The following is an 18,556-nucleotide window of genomic DNA, read 5'->3' as shown; positions in this document are numbered from 1 at the left end:
AATAATAAATCATTTTATAGAACATTCAAAATATCCATTTTTGAATGGTTCTTTAATACATATTCGGCTGTCCGGATTGATGTGACATTCAGTTCGGTATAACCGTTTTACAAAAGCTGTGCAGGTTTGGACCAAGGAGGTTATTGAAATGACAGAGGAAATGAATCAAATTGATGTTCAAGTACCAGAGGTTGGAGATGTGGTGAAGGGAATTGTGACAAAAGTTGAGGACAAGCATGTTGACGTTGACATTCCCAACTGCAAACAAACCGGCATTATTCCAATCAGTGAATTATCAAGTCTTCATGTTGAAAAAGCATCAGATGTCGTCAAGGTAGACGATGAGCTTGAATTAAAGGTAACAAAAGTGGAAGACGACGCTTTGATTTTATCTAAACGTGCTGTTGATGCAGACCGCGCTTGGGAAGACCTAGAGAAAAAGTTTGAGTCAAAAGAAGTTTTTGAAGCCGAAGTAAAAGACGTCGTCAAAGGCGGTCTTGTCGTTGATATAGGCGTGCGCGGGTTTATTCCTGCATCACTTGTCGAAGCGCATTTTGTGGAAGACTTTACGGATTATAAAGGAAAGACCCTTTCGCTGATCGTCGTTGAGCTTGACAGAGATAAAAACCGCGTGATTTTGTCACACCGTGCGGTTGTTGAAAAAGAACAGTCAGAAAAGAAACAGGAATTCCTGCAAACGCTTGAAGCAGGGCAGGTTCTTGAAGGAAAGGTTCAGCGCCTGACAGACTTCGGTGCTTTCGTTGACATCGGCGGCATTGACGGACTTGTTCATATTTCCCAGCTTTCACATTCCCATGTTGAAAAGCCGTCAGACGTCGTTGAAGAAGGACAGGAAGTAAAAGTGAAAGTGCTCTCCGTCGACCGCGACAACGAACGGATTTCGCTGTCCATTAAAGAAACGCTTCCCGGACCATGGGCCAATATCGGTGAAAAAGTGAAGCCGGGAGACATTCTTGACGGAAAAGTTCAGCGCTTGGTAAGCTTCGGGGCATTCGTAGAAGTGCTTCCTGGCGTTGAAGGACTCGTTCATATTTCCCAAATTTCAAATAAACACATCGGAACGCCTCACGAAGTGCTTGAAGAGGGTCAAGACGTGAAAGTCAAAGTTCTTGACGTCAATGAAGCGGAAGAGCGGATTTCTTTAAGCATGAAAGAGCTCGAAGAAAACGACAAGGCAGAGCAGGAAGACTACCGCCAATACCAGGCGAAGGAAGAGTCTTCAGGCTTCCAGCTCGGAGAAATTTTCGGAGATAAGCTGAATAAACTAAAATAAATTGGTGATGATGGTGACGCGAGCAGAGAGAAAAAAAGCACACATTGAACACGCCCTGTCCACGGGACAAAAGCGCCTGACAGGGTTCGATGATATCACGTTTGTTCACGTCAGCCTTCCGGAAACGGCATTGTCACAAATTGATACTGCAACAAAAATAGGCGAACTGTTCTTAAGTTCGCCTATTTTTATCAATGCGATGACAGGCGGAGGAGGACAGACTACGCTTGAGATCAACAGAGCGCTGGCTAGAGCCGCTGCAGAAACGAACATACCGGTTGCTGTCGGATCGCAAATGTCCGCTTTGAAAGACCCCGGCGAACGGCCTTCTTATGAGGTTGTCAGAAAGGAAAACCAGAAGGGCCTCGTTTTCGCCAATTTAGGAAGCGAAGCGACGGTAGAACAGGCGCAAAGAGCAGTAGATATGATCGAAGCGGACATGCTTCAGATTCATCTCAATGTCATTCAGGAAATCGTGATGCCGGAAGGTGACCGCAGCTTTTCCGGACGACTGCGCCGAATTGAGGAGATTTGCAGCACTGTCGGCGTCCCCGTGTCTGTAAAGGAAGTCGGATTCGGGATGAGCAGGGAAACAGCCGCCAAGCTGTTTGAGGCGGGGGCTGCTGCGGTTGATGTCGGCGGCTACGGCGGAACGAATTTTTCTGAAATCGAAAATTTGCGCAGGGATAAAGCGGTTGATTTTTTTAACCAATGGGGCATATCAACGGCTGCCAGCATTGCAGAGGTGAGTTCCGCTTTTCAGAACCGGGCGGTGATCGCCTCAGGAGGAATTCAAAACGCCCTTGACCTTGCAAAATCGATCGCCTTAGGAGCTTCGGCGGCCGGAATGGCCGGATATTTCCTTAAAGTGCTGACATCGTCCGGCGAGGATGCTTTAGTTAAAGAAATCGCCGGCCTCATAAAGGATCTCAAAAGAATCATGACGGTATTGGGCTGCCGAACGATAGAAGAGCTAAAAAAATCCCCTCTCGTTTTAAAAGGGGATACGTATCATTGGCTGAAAGCAAGGGGAATCGACCCTTCAACCTACAGCATGCGTTAAGCCGTGTACCGTGAGACTTTGTAAAACTCCTCCATGCGCTGACAAGAGGCAAAGCAGCGTACGGAGGAGTTTTTTTGTTTATCGGAACCCCATAAGGAATCTGCCCGTCATCACGGGCGGATCAAACCTTTTTGCCCAGGCGGTTTATCTTTAGGACGTCGGCCGTTTATGGATTTCGCCTGCGTGCTTCTTCTGCGCTTTCAAGAGCGGCAGCCCCATTATGGCTGATGGACTGATCGCGGTCAGATTCGGTGCGCCTTTGTTTCTTCAATTTCTTTTCCTGCCTGTCTTTTCCCAACGTATGACCCTCCTTAACGATGTTTAAAATGTCTTTCATCCCCCCATACTAAACATGGAGGATGAAATGATGGAAGAATTCTATTATTATTGGTCGATGTGGTTTTTGTGGGTTTTGACCACTTTTATTCTTGAGAAAAACAAAACCCGTTTTTTTACCTCGGCATTTATTTTGCTCAACATCATTTTAAGTATGTATCATGTGCGGCTCGTCTTGTTTTTTAATGCCGCCTATTTGCTGTTTTACGCCGGTGCTTATATGCTCGGCGGGTATGCGGCGATCCATAAAAACATGAGGTGCTTGCTTTTGCATCTTTCAATGGTGTTTGCTTACGGATTTTTGTTTCTTTTTGCATTATATGATCCTGTTTGGTTTATCCTAAAGCCTGAGTGGTTGATCATCATCCTGTTTGTGATCATGACCGCGGCATTTGAAAAAAGCTTCGTGAACCGCCTGGCGCTGTTTGTGCTCGGAATGTGCCAGGGAGAGCTGCTGTATTCGCTCATCATCAGGAAGCTTTATGATGGCATGGTTGTCGGAGGATATTCGTGGCTTTCAATGTGTTCGGCGGGCATTGTTTTGCTTTACGGCGTCTCCCAGTACGAACGTCTCGTCCATCAGATTCACCAAAAATGGAAGCGATTGAACAAAGGAGCAACAAAAATGTCATGAGTCAATTTACCTATCCGATCATCCTCGGTATTATCGCCGGGATTGTCGTCAGAGTGTATATGCTGAGGACGGATTACCGCCAATATCCGACTTATCTTCACGGGAAAACGATACATATTGCCCAGGCGATGATCGCTGCTGCAATCGGAGCGGTCATCATTCCGTCCATTTTAAAATCGGATTATACAGCCATTACGTTTTTGACGCTGGCTGCGACCCAATTCCGGGATGTCCGCAATATGGAAAGGGAAACCTTGACACAGCTCGACGGCTATGAGCTTGTATCAAGAGGGAGCACGTACATAGAAGGGATTGCGATCGCTTTTGAAAGCAGGAATTACATCGTCATTTTTACATCGCTTCTGACGACTTTGGCATACATCCTTTTTAAATCCGTATGGGCCGGGCTTGGGACGGCGCTCATCTGTATTATCATCGGCCGAATCTTGATGTCAGGAAGTTTTATTAAGCATATTGCAGACATTGAACATAAACCGTTGCACTTTGACGGCCAGGGGCTTTATGTAGACGATATTTACATTATGAACATCGGGATTCCCGAAAAGCAAAAGCTCATTTTGGAGCACGGAATGGGCTTTGTCCTGAAACCGAAAAATTTTAATTCAGCCGTCACCCTCGCAAATCTCGGACAGCGGCAGGCTATCTTGTTTGATGTGTCAAATGTGCTCGGGGTGTACCGCGATTCAGGCGAGCCGTCCCTTACGCCTTTGGCAAAAAGGGATTTAAATGACGGACGGGTTGCGATTTTCGTTCTTCCTGCCATTAAGGATAAAAAGACGGCCATCAGGGTGATCGGGGACGTTCCGACGCTGGAAAACGCGATACGCCTCCCGATGGAGTTTATAAAAGAAAAGCATGGTAAGGTGATCCGATGAGCGATTCGATTTCACTTCAAAACTATATTTTGGCGGTCGTCACGACAAGGAAGGACCGCGTCATTGGCGGAACAGCCGTGTTTTATTGCGATGATGCCGAAGAAATGAACAAGTATGCCAAAAATCTCGAAGCCATTCTAGACGGAATCGCTCACGGGATAGGAGATGACCTCTTTTTGATTGTGAAACATTTTTAATTAGAGTTGTGATCTCTTTAGAAATTGATATAATATATGAGTTAAGCCCTTCTGTATAAGAAAAGAAGGGTTTCTTTCTTCACGATGAATATTGAAAAGAATGCTTTGAAGAGACTTGAAAGGAAGGGTACTATGGGAAAACCTGTCGTAGCCATAGTTGGAAGGCCCAATGTTGGGAAGTCCACAATCTTTAACAGGATTGCGGGTGAAAGAATTTCGATTGTGGAAGATACACCCGGTGTGACCCGGGATCGGATATACAGCTCGGCCGAATGGCTGAACCATGACTTTAATCTGATTGATACCGGCGGAATCGAAGTCGGAGATGAGCCGTTTTTGGCGCAGATTCGCCACCAGGCTGAAATCGCCATCGAGGAAGCCGATGTGATTATTTTTATGACAAACGGACGCGAGGGTGTCACGGCGGCCGATGAGGAGGTGGCCAAGATTTTATACCGGACAAAAAAACCGGTCGTTCTGGCGGTCAATAAAGTCGATAACCCGGAAATGAGAGCGAACATTTACGATTTTTACTCGCTCGGCTTTGGCGAGCCGTATCCGATTTCCGGTACGCACGGTCTCGGTCTCGGCGATTTGCTTGACGCTGTCAGCGAGCATTTTAAAAACTTGCCTGAGACGAAATACGATGATGAAGTGATTCAATTTTGCCTGATCGGACGGCCGAACGTCGGCAAATCGTCGCTTGTCAACGCCATGCTTGGGGAAGAGCGCGTCATCGTAAGCAATATTGCCGGAACGACGCGGGACGCCGTTGACACGAAATTTACGTACAATCAGCGCGAATTCGTCATCGTGGACACCGCCGGAATGAGGAAAAAAGGAAAGGTATATGAGTCAACAGAAAAATACAGCGTTCTCAGGGCGTTAAAGGCGATCGACCGTTCAGACGTCGTAGCTGTCGTCTTGGATGGCGAGGAAGGCATTATTGAGCAGGATAAGCGGATTGCCGGCTATGCCCACGAAGCCGGGAAAGCCGTCGTTATCGTTGTAAACAAATGGGACGCTGTTGAAAAAGACGAGCGTACGATGAAGGAATTTGAACAAAATGTAAGGGAACATTTTCAATTTTTAGACTATGCGCCTGTTTTGTTCATGTCCGCATTGACCAAAAAGCGGATCCATACATTGATGCCCGCCATCGTCACGGCAAGCGAAAACCACGCGATGAGGGTGCAAACCAACATCCTTAATGATATTATTATGGATGCGGTCGCCATGAATCCGACGCCGACCCACAACGGGCAGCGCCTAAAGATTTATTATGCGACCCAAGTGTCGGTCAAGCCTCCGACTTTTGTCGTTTTTGTCAATGATCCGGAGCTTATGCACTTTTCTTATGAACGGTTTTTGGAAAACCGGATACGGGACGCATTCGGTTTTGAAGGAACACCCATCAAGATTTTTGCAAGAGCAAGAAAATAAAGAGGTGTAATGAAATGACTAAAGTAGCAATGCTAGGGGCCGGAAGCTGGGGAACAGCATTGGCGCTCGTTTTGGCGGACAACCAGTACGATGTGTGCGTATGGGGGCATCGCGAAGAACTGATACGGCAAATCAATGAACAGCATGAAAACAAAGACTACCTGCCAGGCGTCAAACTGCCTGAAAAGGTTTGCGGAACGACGGACTTGCAAACAGCATTGACCGATGTGAAAACGATCATCGTCGCCGTTCCGACGAAAGCGATCCGCGAAGTTCTAAAAAAGGCGATTCCTTTTATCAAACAAAAGGCAATTTTCGTCCATGTATCAAAAGGAATCGAGCCTGATACGCTGCTGAGAATTTCGGAGATGATGGAAGAGGAAATCCCTGAGGACATGAGGGAGGATATCGTCGTCCTTTCCGGCCCGAGCCATGCCGAAGAAGTCGGATTGAGACACCCGACAACTGTAACCGTTTCGGCGAAGAAATGCCTTGAATCTGCCCAGGCGGTACAGGATATGTTTATGAATCAGAATTTTCGCGTTTATACAAATCCGGATATCATCGGCGTTGAGATCGGCGGCGCATTAAAAAACGTCATTGCCCTTGCCGCGGGAATCGCAGACGGCCTCGGGTACGGTGATAATGCGAAAGCCGCGTTGATTACGAGAGGACTGGCCGAAATTGCCCGTTTAGGCACGAAAATGGGCGGAAATCCGCTAACGTTTTCCGGACTTACGGGAATCGGAGACCTGATCGTCACCTGCACGAGTGTCCATTCACGAAATTGGCGCGCCGGTAATATGCTGGGTAAAGGCTTCAAACTTGAAGAAGTTCTGAATGAAATGGGGATGGTCGTTGAGGGGGTACGCACAACAAAGGCGGCATATCAGCTTGCAAAGAAGTATCATGTCAATATGCCGATTACAGAAGCCTTGCATAAGGTTTTGTTTGACGGCAAAAAAGTTGAGACTGCTGTCGAATCATTAATGGCAAGAGTCAAAACCCACGAGATGGAAGATCTTGTGAATACATTCGAAAACCAAATGAAATGACCGGCACACCATATTTTCCGCTCTCCTGCAGTTTGTTTTAAAAACTGAAACATTTTGGAGACCTGGGCAAGAGAGGATACATTTGTCCGAAGGCTTGCATAAAATAGAATCGAAGTCTGGAAGAGCTGTATCTTATCATTTGGGTTATATAGTCATCATTATCAAGCCTGAAGCAAAGTCCCCCTCTTTGCTTCAGGCTTTTTTTTTTGCGGTTTTTGTTGCGCTTCAAAAATTGGAAAAGCTGTTGAACTTCTGGTTTTTCTTATATAAAATGAAATATAACGCTTACATCGCAAGAGAATGATAGAGAAGGAGGCTATTCGCGTGAGTGTCGGCATGTTGAAAATGTGGTTTGCCCTGGGATCGATGGGCCTGATGTTCTTAGCGGTGATCGCCATTTACATCAGCAGGTATAAATTTAAAAACCGTTTTTTGAAAATCGCCGCTTCGTTCCTGGCGTATACCTGCATGCTCATATCCGGCGTCATCGTCTTTATCGTTGTCTTCAGCGGCCCTGTCAATGACTAATGCTTAAAAGGAAGATCCATATGAAAAAAATAAACGCATTGCTCGCATTTATATTCACAGCCATATTGTTAAGCGGATGTTTATACCCTGAAGAAAGAAAGGCGCAAAACAGCGTCCCCTATGAACAGCAGCTGAGCGAGGTGCAGGCGGCGGTTGATGAGTTCAGAAAGGCGACAGGAGGGCTTCTCCCGATTAAAACGAGAGATATGTCAGTTCCAATCTATCAAAAATACCCTATCGATTTTAACAGGCTGTCTCCGCGCTATTTGGCTGAACCGCCCGGCACTTCCTACGAAAATGGAGGGGAATATTTGTATGTTCTCGTAGACGTGGAACACAACCCGACAGTGAAGCTTATAGACGTCAAAATGTCCGAAGCAATCCGCGACCTGAAGCTCCGGGTCGACATGTACAAGGAACAGCACCGGTATCCTCCCTATCAAAAAGTCGTAGCTGAACATTTATTTATGCTTGATTATAAAAAACTGGGGCTGAAGGACGCGCCTTCGGTCACCAGTCCATTAACGGGCACCACCCTTCCTCTTCTCGTCGATCAAAACGGCGACATCCAAGTGGATTACCGCGTTGATTTAGCCAAACTGATCGAAAAGTCGGGAAAAACCGTCAAGCCGGGCGAGGAGATCCAGGACCTGCTCTGGAAAGAAACCCCCTTTGTACCGGCGTTTTCAGTGAAATATACTGTAAATGACAAGAATGAGCCGGTTTTTTTGCGAGTAGAATGAATTAGTCATGAACCTTTCTCCTTTGCATACAATAAGGAGAAAGGTTTTTTCATGCCTGCCGAAAAAATTTCCCTGAGCTGTCATATTGAAATAGGACAACGTCATACAATGTAGTGTCCTGTTTTTGAATGATGAAGAAGTGAAAAATTGAAAAGGATTGGAAGTCCGGGAGGGGATCACTTGGAAAAGGTCGATATTTTCAAGGATATCGCTGAACGAACAGGAGGCGATATATACTTAGGTGTCGTAGGAGCTGTCCGCACAGGAAAATCTACGTTTATTAAAAAATTTATGGAGCTAGTGGTGCTCCCGAATATCAACAATGAAGCAGACCGGGCGCGCGCGCAAGATGAGCTCCCCCAAAGCGCCGCTGGCAAAACCATCATGACGACAGAACCGAAGTTTGTTCCCAATCAGGCGATGTCAGTTCATGTCAGTGACGGACTCGATGTGAATATAAGACTTGTTGACTGTGTCGGCTACACGGTCCCTGGCGCAAAAGGATATGAAGACGAGAACGGACCGAGGATGATCAACACGCCCTGGTACGAGGAGCCGATTCCGTTCCACGAAGCGGCCGAAATCGGCACGAGAAAAGTAATTCAGGAGCATTCGACAATCGGTGTCGTCATTACGACCGACGGCACCATCGGAGAGATTCCGAGGCAGGATTACATCGAAGCTGAAGAAAGGGTGATCGAGGAGCTAAAAGAAGTCGGAAAACCGTTTATCATGGTTATCAATTCGGTCCGCCCGTATCATCCGGAAACGGAAACGCTCAGACGCGAACTGATGGAAAAGTATGACATCCCGGTCCTTGCGATGAGCGTGGAAAGCATGAGAGAAGCGGATGTTTTAAGCGTTCTGAGAGAAGCCCTTTACGAATTCCCGGTTCTCGAAGTCAATGTCAATCTGCCGAGCTGGGTTATGGTGCTGAAAGAAAATCACTGGCTGCGCGAAAACTATCAGGATTCCGTGAAAGAAACCGTCAAAGATATTAAAAGATTAAGAGACGTCGACCGCGTCGTCGGCCACTTCAGCGAATTCGATTTTATCGAGCGGGCGAGCCTCGCCGGCATCGAGATGGGGCAGGGGATCGCGGAGATTGATTTATACGCTCCGGACTATTTGTACGATGAAATTTTAAGGGAAGTCGTCGGCGTCGAAATCAGGGGGAAAGACCACCTTTTGCAGCTGATGCAGGATTTCGCCCATGCGAAGACGGAATATGACCAGGTGTCTGATGCTTTGAAAATGGTGAAGCAAACCGGCTATGGAATCGCTGCACCGGCATTGACCGACATGAGCCTTGACGAGCCGGAAATCATCAGGCAGGGATCGAGATTCGGAGTAAGGCTCAAAGCGGTAGCGCCGTCGATTCATATGATTAAAGTCGATGTCGAAAGCGAATTCGCGCCGATCATCGGAACGGAGAAGCAAAGCGAAGAGCTCGTCAGGTATTTAATGCAGGACTTTGAGGACGATCCGCTGTCGATCTGGAACTCTGATATTTTCGGAAGAAGCTTGAGCTCGATCGTTAGAGAAGGCATTCAGGCGAAGCTGTCCCTCATGCCGGAAAACGCAAGATACAAGCTGAAGGAGACGCTCGAACGAATCATCAATGAAGGCTCGGGCGGCTTGATCGCGATCATCTTATAAACAGGAAGACCTCTTATCATACGGGAGGTCTTTTTTTGGCTTGAAAAAGGGCAGAAAGGCAGCTGGAAATTTAGGCAAGAAAATGATGAAAAAAGGAAAAACAGGAATATTTGTTCGGGTGATTGTGCTTAAACCTTGACGAATAAGGGATCATAGCTTTAAAATGCTTGATATGGCTTATCATATGTGTTAATCTACATACAGAAAATCTTCACTTTATTGGACAATCGTTCCTCTGAACGTAAGATTTTCGCTGAAAGCCGTAAATCGCCTTTTCTATATTTATTTGAAATTTCTGTTCAAACAGGTATAGAAACAGGTTGAACTGTGAAGAAATGATGATAATCTATTGATTGATACCTTTTGGGAGGAGGTGAAAGGCATGAACAAGACAGAGCTAATCAATGCGGTTGCAGAAGCAAGCGAACTATCTAAAAAAGATGCTACTAAAGCAGTTGATTCTGTTTTTGATACAATTTTAGATGCACTTAAAAACGGTGAAAAAATTCAATTGATCGGTTTTGGTAACTTTGAGGTGCGTGAGCGCTCAGCTCGTAAAGGTCGCAACCCTCAAACTGGTGAAGAAATCGAAATCCCTGCAAGCAAAGTCCCTGCTTTCAAACCAGGTAAAGCACTTAAAGACGCTGTAGCAGGAAAATAATTGTATGTATAGGTCGTGTTTTACGCGTTATACATAATTTCTTCACAGAAAAGCCCCTTTTAGAAGGGGCTTTTCATATTTAAAAGCATATTTCAGGCGGTACTCTTTTCGGCGGTTAAAGCCTTTCATTTTGCTTTTCTAAGCTGATGTGTGCTAGAATCTGAATTAAATGTATGCGTTTCTGGAGGATATAAAACATGAGCGAAATCAACAAAGAAAAGATCGAACAAGCTGTTCGTCAGATATTGGAAGCCATCGGAGAAGATCCAAACCGCGAAGGTCTTCTGGACACCCCGAAACGGGTCGCAAAAATGTACGCGGAAGTGTTCGCAGGCCTGAATGAAGACCCGAAAGAGCATTTCAAAACGGTGTTTGGCGAAGACCATGAAGAGCTTGTTCTCGTCAAAGACATTCCTTTTTACTCAATGTGTGAGCATCACCTCGTTCCTTTTTACGGAAAAGCGCATGTCGCATATATTCCGAAGGGCGGCAAGGTGACGGGCCTCAGCAAGCTGGCGAGAGCCGTTGAAGCGGTTGCCAAGCGTCCGCAGCTGCAGGAACGGATTACGTCGACGATTGCGGACAGCATTGTCGAATCGCTGTCGCCGCACGGCGTGATGGTGGTCGTAGAAGCCGAGCATATGTGCATGACGATGCGCGGTGTTAAAAAGCCGGGTTCTAAAACGGTCACTTCAGCTGTAAGAGGAACGTTCAGGGAAGACGTAGCCGCCCGCTCCGAAGTGCTGGAGCTTATTAAGCATCATGATTAAAAATGAAAAGGTGTGCGATGAACATGATCAATAATCAAACGAATGATTTTGTCGTGATAAAAGCCGTCGAGGACGGCGTAAACGTGATCGGTCTGACAAGAGGAACGGATACGAGGTTTCATCATTCCGAGAAACTCGATAAAGGTGAAGTGATGATCTGCCAGTTTACCGAGCATACCTCAGCGATAAAAGTCCGCGGGGAAGCCGTTATTCAATCGGCTTACGGCGAAATGAAGAGCGAATCCAGAAAATAGTTCGGCCGTTATCCGCTCTTCCGATGGCATATGCCGTTCATTTTCATCATATTATGATATAATTAAACTTTCTCCGCTTAAAAAAGATACATAAGCAATCAAGAGAAAAACTGCGAATTTTGGGACAAGGGTGATATCTTTGCAAGACATCTACGGACGTTTATCTCATTTGAAAATCGAGCTGAATAAAAAGCTTTCACATCCTTACTTAGCCAAGCATTTAACCGCTCCGAAGGTTGATGAGGATAAGCTGCTTCTTTTTTATGCTCTGTTTGATGAAACAGATGTAAAAGAGGTTGACAAGGAAAATTACATTTTAACGGCGATGCTTGTTCAAACAGCCCTTGATACCCATGATGAAGTCACGACCGCAGCTTCGATAAAGCAGGACGATTATAAAAACCGGCAGCTGACGGTTTTGGCCGGGGATTATTTCAGCGGGATGTACTATTCCCTTCTCTCGGGTATGAAGGATATTTATATGATCCGGACGCTGGCAGCGGCCATCAAAGAAATCAACGAACACAAAATCAGGCTGTATGATCATTCCGCAAAAGATTTAGCCGGCCTGGAAAAAAGCGTCAGCATAGTGGAAGCTGCACTTTTTCATCATCTTGCCGACCACTTCTATTTGCCTCACTGGAAGACCGCAGCCAATGATTTTCTTGTATATAAGCGGCTTGCCGCTGAAGAAAAAGGAACAGATTCGCGTTTGCTGGAGACGATTTTAAAAGAGGAATTTCCGGAAGATCAGGCTTCATGCGAACAATTGACTGTCGCTGCTTATGAAAAGGCAAAGCTTCAAATCAGCCGGTGCCTCATCAAACGGCCCGACGTTCAAAAATGGCTCTTGGAGCGGCTTGAAGCCATTAAACCGGGAAAACCGGCCTATCATCAGAAAGTGGAAGAAGGGTAACATTCATGGAGCAGTCAAAAGAACAGCGCGTGCACGGCGTTTTTGAAAAAATCTACAAAAACTATGACCGGATGAATTCCGTGATCAGCTTTAGGCAGCATAAAAAATGGCGCGACAAAACGATGCAGATCATGAATGTCCAGGAAGGGGCAAAGGCGCTGGATGTGTGCTGCGGAACCGGGGACTGGACGATCGCCCTCGCGGAGGCCGCCGGAGAGTCGGGCGAGGTCAAAGGCCTTGACTTCAGCAAAAATATGCTGACGATTGCCGAGCAAAAGACAGAAGGCTACAGCCAGATCGAATTGATCCACGGCAATGCAATGGAGCTGCCTTTTGCCGATAATACGTTCGACTATGTCACCATCGGATTCGGGCTCCGCAATGTCCCTGACTATTTAACCGTATTAAAAGAGATGACGCGCGTGGTGAAACCCGGAGGCCAGGTTGTGTGCCTTGAAACATCCCAGCCGGAAATGATCGGTTTCAAGCAGCTTTACTATTTATATTTCCGGTTTATCATGCCTGCATTCGGAAAGCTCTTTGCCAAAAGTTTCAAAGAGTATTCCTGGCTGCAGGAATCCGCCAGGGAATTTCCGGGCATGAAGGAGCTTGCCGTTTTATTTGAAAAGGCTGGGTTAGAAAATGTTCAATATCATCCTTTCACAGGCGGTGTAGCAGCTACACATGTCGGTTGGAAGCGATGATGACTACAGGAATACTCGGGTGAATCGATATGAAATTGACAACGTTATATTCTTTTTTGAATGAGGATATTGATTTAATAGAAAAAGAGCTGGAAAAAACCGTACACTCCGACTACCCTTTGCTGAGTGAAGCGAGCCTGCATTTGCTGCAGGCCGGGGGGAAACGAATCAGGCCGGTTTTTGTCCTGCTGAGCGGCATGTTCGGGGAATACGATATCAACAAAATTAAAAATGTCGCAGTTTCATTGGAATTGATGCACATGGCTTCGCTCGTCCATGATGATGTCATCGACGATGCCGAACTGAGAAGGGGAAGGCCGACCATTAAGGCAAAATGGGACAATCGCATTGCGATGTATACAGGTGATTATTTATTTGCCCGTTCGCTTGAATCGATGACCAAAATAAACGAGCCGAAAGCGCACGAAATTTTGTCAAAGGCGCTTGTTGAAGTTTGTCTTGGAGAAATCGAACAAATTAAAGACAAATATAATATGGAGCAAAACCTGCGAACGTATTTAAGGCGGATTAAGCGGAAAACCGCGCTTTTGATCGCGTCGAGCTGCCAGCTTGGAGCCATCGCCGCCGGAGCAGGTGAGCACATTCATCAAACGCTTTATTGGTTTGGCTATTACGTCGGAATGTCGTACCAGATCATCGACGACATCCTCGATTTTACGTCAAGCGAAAAAGAGCTCGGCAAGCCGGTCGGAGGGGATCTGCTGCAGGGAAACGTGACGCTTCCCGTGCTGTATGCGCTGAAATCCCCCGAACTGAAAGCGCGCCTCATGCTGGTCAACAGCGAAACGACGCCTGAACAAATCAAGCCGCTGATCAAAGAGCTGAAAAAAACCGATGCCATTGAACAATCGTTCAAAGTCAGCGAAATGTATTTGAACAAAGCGTTCCGCCTGCTCGAAACGCTTCCGAAAAACCGCGCAAGGACGGCGCTCGGCCAAATTGCGAAATATATCGGAAAACGAAAATTCTAAACGCAGATCTGAAAAATAAGTAAAAAGTATGAATATTCTCCGCCCTTTATTGATTAATTTTTTGAAAAATGTTATATTTCCGTTGTAGTATTGAAAGCCTATACATAACAGTGGGGTGGAGAATCGATTATGGAAAAAACCTTTGTGATGGTTAAACCCGATGGCGTTCAGCGCCAGCTGATCGGCGACATTTTGTCCAGATTTGAACGAAAGGGCTTACAATTAATCGGAGCCAAGCTGATGAAAGTCTCACAAGAGACGGCCGGTGAGCATTATAAAGAGCATAAAGAAAAACCGTTTTTTGGCGAGCTTGTCGATTTTATTACGTCAGGCCCTGTCTTTGCAATGGTATGGAAAGGGGAAGACGCAATTGCGATCAGCAGGCAGCTGATCGGCAAAACGAACCCTAAAGAAGCGCTGCCCGGCACAATCCGCGGGGACTACGGCATGAGCGTCGGCAAAAACATCATTCACGGTTCAGATTCTCCTGAAAGTGCAGTACGTGAAATCGGTTTATTTTTTAAAGAGAATGAACTTATTGAAGAAGAAAAATTAATCAATCAATGGATCTATTAAAAAATCAGCTGAAAGGCTGATTTTTTTAAATGAAAAACGCCCTTTTCCCCTATGAGGCAGCGGGCGTTTTTTCGTTTAAACGATACAAATTGTCATGAAAACAAGCTATAATGTTACACATATCAGCATGAATCGATTAGGAGAGAAAAAAATGGACAACTACAACTTCTTCGTTGATAAATGGAGAAAAATAACCGGTGTGGATTTAGCTCTGTACAAAGAGGCGCAAATGAAAAGAAGGCTGACGTCTCTTTACGAAAAAAAGGGATTCGGCGATTTTCGCGAGTTCGCGAACGAGCTGGAAAAAAATGATGCACTTCTTCAAGAAACGTTAGACAGAATGACGATCAATGTTTCTGAATTTTACAGAAACTATCAAAGGTGGGACGTACTTGAGAAAACGATTCTTCCTTTGCTCAAGCCGGCCAAAACGCTGAAGGTCTGGAGCGCGGCCTGTTCAACCGGGGAAGAGCCCTATACGCTGTCAATGATCTTAAGCCGTCAAAAACATCTGACAAACTATGAAATTATCGCGACAGATATCGATGACAAAGTGTTAGCAAAAGCAAAGGAAGGCATTTATCAGGAAAGGTCGCTTCAGGAAGTGCCAAAAGCGATGAAAGATCAATATTTTATTCAAAACGGCACCCGCTACACCGTAAAAGACGAAATACGGAAAAACATCCGTTTTCAAAAACACAATCTACTCGCCGATTCGTATGAAAAAGATTTTGATATCATCGTATGCCGGAACGTACTGATCTATTTTACAGAAGAGGCGAAGGAAACGATCTACCGCAAATTCAGCGAAAGCTTAAAGAAGAAAGGAGTTTTGTTCGTTGGAAGCACAGAGCAGATCTTTAATCCTGAGAAATACGGCTTTCAATCGACAGACACGTTCTTCTATCAAAAAAGTTAGCTGACTTTTTACGAAAAGGTATGTTATAGTTTTACTTAAAAGCGTTAATGTGATGAAGGGAGAACGAAAGCATGAGGTATTTAACAGCCGGAGAATCTCACGGCCCGCAGCTTACGACGATTATTGAAGGGGTGCCCGCAGGGCTTTATATCACAAAAGAAGATATTAATAACGAACTCGGAAGACGGCAAAAAGGGCACGGCCGCGGACGCAGAATGCAAATCGAAAAAGACCAGGCCCGGATTACTAGCGGTGTAAGACACGGCCGTACGCTTGGATCTCCGATCGCCCTTGTCGTGGAAAACAAAGACTGGACCCACTGGACGAAAATCATGGGCTCAGAGCCGATTTCAGAGGAAGAAGAAAGCGAAATGAAGCGTCAGATTTCAAGGCCGAGACCGGGTCACGCCGATTTGAACGGCGCGATTAAATACGGTCACAGGGACATGCGCAATGTGCTTGAGCGTTCATCTGCCAGGGAAACGACCGTCCGGGTGGCGGCCGGAGCCGTCGCGAAAAAGATTTTGTCACAGCTCGGCATTCAAGTGGCAGGTCATGTTCTGGAAATTGGCGGAATAAGGGCTGAAAAGACCAATTACAAATCAATCGAAGATTTGAAAAAAGTGACGGAGGAGTCGCCTGTCAGATGCTATGACGACGAGGCAGGCAAAAAGATGATGGCCGCGATCGATGAAGCGAAAGCTAACGGAGATTCCATCGGCGGAATCGTCGAAGTCATCGTCGAAGGGGTTCCGGTCGGGGTCGGCAGCTATGTTCATTACGACCGCAAGCTTGACAGCAAGCTGGCAGCTGCCGTTTTGAGCATCAATGCCTTTAAAGGCGTCGAATTCGGCATCGGCTTTGAAGCTGCCAGAAAGAACGGAAGCGAAGTCCATGACGAAATCATTTGGGATGAAGAAAAAGGGTATACGCGCGCAACGAACCGTCTCGGCGGTCTTGAAGGCGGAATGACGACGGGGATGCCGATTGTCGTCAGAGGCGTCATGAAGCCGATCCCGACGTTATACAAGCCGCTGAAAAGCGTCGATATTGAAACGAAAGAGCCGTTCAGCGCCAGTATCGAACGTTCTGACTCATGCGCCGTTCCGGCTGCGAGCGTCGTGGCGGAAGCGGTCGTCGCCTGGGAAATCGCCAATGCAATCGTCGAACAATTTGGGGTCGACCAAATGGACCGCATCGCTGAAAACGTTGAAAAGATGAGAAAGCTTGCGAGGGAGTTTTAATGAAAACATTGCAAATCGAAACCGCTTCTCTGTCTTATCCGGTTTTTATCGGCGGAGGCATCAGGAAACACGCGGATGAGCTTCTGTCATCCTTAAACCTCCCGATGACAAAGCTTTTTCTGATCACCGACGAAGAGGTTGATAAACGCTATGGAGAAGAGCTGTACCGCCTTCTCCAAAGCAAATGGCCCGTCAAAAAGGTTGCCGTTCCGAGCGGAGAGCAAGCCAAGTCGATTGACATGTTCATGAAGCTGCAGACCGAAGCGATCGAGTTTCATCTTGACCGTTCTTCCTGCATTCTCGCCCTCGGCGGAGGCGTCGTCGGCGATCTTGCGGGTTTTGTGGCATCGACTTTTATGCGGGGCATCGACTATGTTCAGTTTCCGACAACTCTGCTTTCCCACGACAGCGCAGTCGGCGGAAAGGTCGCGATCAACCACCCGCTCGGCAAAAATTTAATCGGCGCTTTTCATCAGCCTAAAGCAGTCATTTACGATACGGAATGCCTCCGGACACTGCCTGAAAAGGAAATGAGATCAGGGCTCGCAGAAGTCATTAAACACGCCTTTATCCATGATGAAGCGTTTTTAAACGATCTTCTCAACATCAACTCGATAGAAGAGATCACAAATGAACAGCTGAATGACATGGTGTATAAAGGCATTTCGATTAAAGAGGCAATCGTCTCAAACGACGAACGGGAGCAGGGGATCAGGGCGTATTTAAACTTCGGGCACACGCTTGGCCATGCCGTTGAAGCCGAGTACGGCTATGGAGAGATCACCCATGGCGACGCTGTTGCGCTTGGGATGCAGTTTGCCTTGTTTGTCAGCGAAAACGTTCTGAATTGCCCTATTGACCGCAAGCAGACTGGAAGCTGGCTGAAAAAGCTCGGCTATCCCGGGCAAGTGAAGCGTGACATTTCAACAGAAGCGCTCATCAGCCGGATGATGAACGATAAAAAAACGCGCGGCGGAATCATCCAGTTCGTCCTGCTTGACCGGATAGGCAGCGTACGCCTGCACTCCTTTCGATCAGAAGAGATCGAACGATGGCTGAATATGTGGAGATGGAGATTGGAGGGAGACGAATGATGATTCGCGGTATTCGGGGAGCCACTACAGTGGAACAGGACACAGATAAGGATATTACAGCGAAGACGACACAGCTGATCGGGGAAATGATTACAGAAAACGATATCAAACCCGAACAGGTGGTCCAAATCCTCATATCCGCCACTTCAGATATTCATGCCGCTTTTCCTGCAAAAGTCGTCAGAACGTTTGACGGCTGGCAGCATGTGCCGGTCATGTGCATGCAGGAAATGGACGTTGAACACGGCCTTAAGAAATGCATCAGGGTCATGATGACCGTGCAGACCGAAAAGCGGCAAGATGAAGTCCGCCACATCTATTTGGAAAATGCAGTCTCATTGAGGCCTGATTTATCATTGACAAAAAAGACTGAATTGTAATACGATTGTAGAAACCTTAGAAATACACAGGAGTGTGTATATGGGTTTTATAATGAAAGCTTAGTTTGAGATTAGGGTAGTTGAGAATGAGTGTAGATGAGCCGAGACCATACGTTTTTAAATCCTACCCAAAAGACGTTTGTTCTTTTGGGTTTGTTTATTTTCCGCAACATACTTTTGCCTCTCTGTGCCTACCTC

At 46.4% G+C, this 18,556-nt stretch carries 22 protein-coding genes; 21 read left to right on the top strand and 1 reads right to left on the bottom strand.

The window, feature by feature from the left end:
* The first annotated feature begins 148 nt into the window (after nt 1-148).
* Together rpsA and fni are read left to right on the top strand one after the other, a co-directional pair.
* The gene (rpsA, locus tag AB447_RS03215; protein WP_048352916.1) at nt 149-1,294 is read left to right on the top strand and encodes a 30S ribosomal protein S1; all 1,146 of its coding nucleotides are present in this window, start codon (nt 149-151) and stop codon (nt 1,292-1,294) included.
* Nucleotides 1,295-1,307: 13 nt separating this feature from the next.
* Nucleotides 1,308-2,357, top strand: a complete 1,050-nt coding sequence (fni, locus tag AB447_RS03210) for a type 2 isopentenyl-diphosphate Delta-isomerase (protein WP_164918189.1) — start codon at nt 1,308-1,310, stop codon at nt 2,355-2,357.
* Nucleotides 2,358-2,523: 166 nt separating this feature from the next.
* Here the strand turns inward: fni and AB447_RS24950 are convergent, their stop codons facing one another.
* Nucleotides 2,524-2,655, bottom strand: a complete 132-nt coding sequence (locus AB447_RS24950; protein ID WP_082634615.1) for a YpzI family protein — start codon at nt 2,653-2,655, stop codon at nt 2,524-2,526.
* Nucleotides 2,656-2,724: 69 nt separating this feature from the next.
* Between AB447_RS24950 and AB447_RS03205 the strand changes: the two genes are divergently transcribed.
* The 19 genes from AB447_RS03205 (at nt 2,725) to aroH (ending at nt 18,358) form a co-directional block, all read left to right on the top strand.
* Complete coding sequence (locus AB447_RS03205; protein ID WP_048352917.1) at nt 2,725-3,327, top strand: YphA family membrane protein; 603 nt, start codon at nt 2,725-2,727, stop codon at nt 3,325-3,327.
* Nucleotides 3,324-4,223, top strand: a complete 900-nt coding sequence (locus AB447_RS03200; RefSeq protein ID WP_046129863.1) for a YIEGIA family protein — start codon at nt 3,324-3,326, stop codon at nt 4,221-4,223. The genes AB447_RS03205 and AB447_RS03200 overlap by 4 nt, the downstream gene beginning before the upstream one ends.
* Nucleotides 4,220-4,420: a capping complex subunit for YIEGIA gene (locus AB447_RS03195; protein ID WP_046129864.1), complete on the top strand. Its 201-nt coding sequence runs from the start codon at nt 4,220-4,222 to the stop codon at nt 4,418-4,420. The genes AB447_RS03200 and AB447_RS03195 overlap by 4 nt, the downstream gene beginning before the upstream one ends.
* A 132-nt stretch (nt 4,421-4,552) precedes the next feature.
* A complete protein-coding gene (gene der / locus AB447_RS03190) occupies nt 4,553-5,863 on the top strand; it encodes a ribosome biogenesis GTPase Der (RefSeq protein WP_046129865.1) in 1,311 nt (436 codons plus the stop codon).
* Between the two features lie 14 nt (nt 5,864-5,877).
* A complete protein-coding gene (locus AB447_RS03185; RefSeq protein ID WP_046129866.1) occupies nt 5,878-6,918 on the top strand; it encodes an NAD(P)H-dependent glycerol-3-phosphate dehydrogenase in 1,041 nt (346 codons plus the stop codon).
* Nucleotides 6,919-7,254: 336 nt separating this feature from the next.
* Nucleotides 7,255-7,446 (top strand): DUF2768 domain-containing protein, encoded by a 192-nt coding sequence (locus AB447_RS03175; protein ID WP_202049443.1) that lies wholly within the window; start codon nt 7,255-7,257, stop codon nt 7,444-7,446.
* A gap of 20 nt (nt 7,447-7,466) precedes the next feature.
* The gene (locus AB447_RS03170; protein WP_048352918.1) at nt 7,467-8,189 is read left to right on the top strand and encodes a hypothetical protein; all 723 of its coding nucleotides are present in this window, start codon (nt 7,467-7,469) and stop codon (nt 8,187-8,189) included.
* Between the two features lie 180 nt (nt 8,190-8,369).
* A complete protein-coding gene (spoIVA, locus tag AB447_RS03165) occupies nt 8,370-9,848 on the top strand; it encodes a stage IV sporulation protein A (protein WP_048352919.1) in 1,479 nt (492 codons plus the stop codon).
* 382 nt (nt 9,849-10,230) lie between these two features.
* Nucleotides 10,231-10,509 carry a non-specific DNA-binding protein Hbs gene (gene hbs / locus AB447_RS03160; protein ID WP_003183006.1) on the top strand — a complete coding sequence of 93 codons (279 nt, stop codon included), beginning with the start codon at nt 10,231-10,233 and terminating at the stop codon, nt 10,507-10,509.
* Between the two features lie 197 nt (nt 10,510-10,706).
* Entirely contained in the window at nt 10,707-11,279 is a 573-nt protein-coding gene (gene folE / locus AB447_RS03155) for a GTP cyclohydrolase I FolE (RefSeq protein ID WP_046129870.1), read from the top strand.
* A gap of 23 nt (nt 11,280-11,302) precedes the next feature.
* Nucleotides 11,303-11,533 (top strand): trp RNA-binding attenuation protein MtrB, encoded by a 231-nt coding sequence (gene mtrB / locus AB447_RS03150; RefSeq protein ID WP_046129871.1) that lies wholly within the window; start codon nt 11,303-11,305, stop codon nt 11,531-11,533.
* 139 nt (nt 11,534-11,672) lie between these two features.
* A complete protein-coding gene (locus AB447_RS03145; protein WP_048352920.1) occupies nt 11,673-12,449 on the top strand; it encodes a heptaprenyl diphosphate synthase component 1 in 777 nt (258 codons plus the stop codon).
* Between the two features lie 5 nt (nt 12,450-12,454).
* On the top strand, nt 12,455-13,153 hold the full coding sequence (locus AB447_RS03140; protein WP_048352921.1) for a demethylmenaquinone methyltransferase: 699 nt from the start codon (nt 12,455-12,457) through the stop codon (nt 13,151-13,153).
* Nucleotides 13,154-13,182: 29 nt separating this feature from the next.
* Nucleotides 13,183-14,145, top strand: a complete 963-nt coding sequence (gene hepT, locus AB447_RS03135) for a heptaprenyl diphosphate synthase component II (RefSeq protein WP_048352922.1) — start codon at nt 13,183-13,185, stop codon at nt 14,143-14,145.
* A gap of 126 nt (nt 14,146-14,271) precedes the next feature.
* A complete protein-coding gene (gene ndk / locus AB447_RS03130) occupies nt 14,272-14,721 on the top strand; it encodes a nucleoside-diphosphate kinase (protein ID WP_172796318.1) in 450 nt (149 codons plus the stop codon).
* 151 nt (nt 14,722-14,872) lie between these two features.
* Nucleotides 14,873-15,640, top strand: a complete 768-nt coding sequence (locus tag AB447_RS03125; protein WP_048352924.1) for a CheR family methyltransferase — start codon at nt 14,873-14,875, stop codon at nt 15,638-15,640.
* A gap of 71 nt (nt 15,641-15,711) precedes the next feature.
* On the top strand, nt 15,712-16,884 hold the full coding sequence (aroC, locus tag AB447_RS03120) for a chorismate synthase (RefSeq protein WP_057957433.1): 1,173 nt from the start codon (nt 15,712-15,714) through the stop codon (nt 16,882-16,884).
* The gene (aroB, locus tag AB447_RS03115) at nt 16,884-17,978 is read left to right on the top strand and encodes a 3-dehydroquinate synthase (RefSeq protein WP_048352925.1); all 1,095 of its coding nucleotides are present in this window, start codon (nt 16,884-16,886) and stop codon (nt 17,976-17,978) included. The genes aroC and aroB overlap by 1 nt, the downstream gene beginning before the upstream one ends.
* On the top strand, nt 17,975-18,358 hold the full coding sequence (gene aroH, locus AB447_RS03110) for a chorismate mutase (RefSeq protein ID WP_048352926.1): 384 nt from the start codon (nt 17,975-17,977) through the stop codon (nt 18,356-18,358). Before aroB ends, aroH begins: the two co-directional genes overlap by 4 nt.
* Nucleotides 18,359-18,556 lie beyond the last annotated feature (198 nt).

Origin of the sequence: Bacillus glycinifermentans (genome assembly GCF_001042475.2) — a bacterium.
Taxonomy (GTDB): Bacteria; Bacillota; Bacilli; order Bacillales; family Bacillaceae; genus Bacillus; species Bacillus glycinifermentans.
The sequence above is the reverse complement of the archived record's forward strand: the minus strand, read 5'-3'. Positions and strand labels throughout refer to the sequence as shown.

Coding starts and splice junctions, on each gene's coding strand:
- rpsA (WP_048352916.1), top strand. CDS start 149: ATGACAGAGGAAATGAATCAAATTGATGTTCAAGTACCAGAGGTTGGA.
- AB447_RS03205 (WP_048352917.1), top strand. CDS start 2,725: ATGGAAGAATTCTATTATTATTGGTCGATGTGGTTTTTGTGGGTTTTG.
- AB447_RS03200 (WP_046129863.1), top strand. CDS start 3,324: ATGAGTCAATTTACCTATCCGATCATCCTCGGTATTATCGCCGGGATT.
- AB447_RS03195 (WP_046129864.1), top strand. CDS start 4,220: ATGAGCGATTCGATTTCACTTCAAAACTATATTTTGGCGGTCGTCACG.
- der (WP_046129865.1), top strand. CDS start 4,553: ATGGGAAAACCTGTCGTAGCCATAGTTGGAAGGCCCAATGTTGGGAAG.
- AB447_RS03185 (WP_046129866.1), top strand. CDS start 5,878: ATGACTAAAGTAGCAATGCTAGGGGCCGGAAGCTGGGGAACAGCATTG.
- AB447_RS03175 (WP_202049443.1), top strand. CDS start 7,255: ATGTTGAAAATGTGGTTTGCCCTGGGATCGATGGGCCTGATGTTCTTA.
- AB447_RS03170 (WP_048352918.1), top strand. CDS start 7,467: ATGAAAAAAATAAACGCATTGCTCGCATTTATATTCACAGCCATATTG.
- hbs (WP_003183006.1), top strand. CDS start 10,231: ATGAACAAGACAGAGCTAATCAATGCGGTTGCAGAAGCAAGCGAACTA.
- folE (WP_046129870.1), top strand. CDS start 10,707: ATGAGCGAAATCAACAAAGAAAAGATCGAACAAGCTGTTCGTCAGATA.
- mtrB (WP_046129871.1), top strand. CDS start 11,303: ATGATCAATAATCAAACGAATGATTTTGTCGTGATAAAAGCCGTCGAG.
- AB447_RS03140 (WP_048352921.1), top strand. CDS start 12,455: ATGGAGCAGTCAAAAGAACAGCGCGTGCACGGCGTTTTTGAAAAAATC.
- hepT (WP_048352922.1), top strand. CDS start 13,183: ATGAAATTGACAACGTTATATTCTTTTTTGAATGAGGATATTGATTTA.
- AB447_RS03125 (WP_048352924.1), top strand. CDS start 14,873: ATGGACAACTACAACTTCTTCGTTGATAAATGGAGAAAAATAACCGGT.
- aroC (WP_057957433.1), top strand. CDS start 15,712: ATGAGGTATTTAACAGCCGGAGAATCTCACGGCCCGCAGCTTACGACG.
- aroB (WP_048352925.1), top strand. CDS start 16,884: ATGAAAACATTGCAAATCGAAACCGCTTCTCTGTCTTATCCGGTTTTT.
- aroH (WP_048352926.1), top strand. CDS start 17,975: ATGATGATTCGCGGTATTCGGGGAGCCACTACAGTGGAACAGGACACA.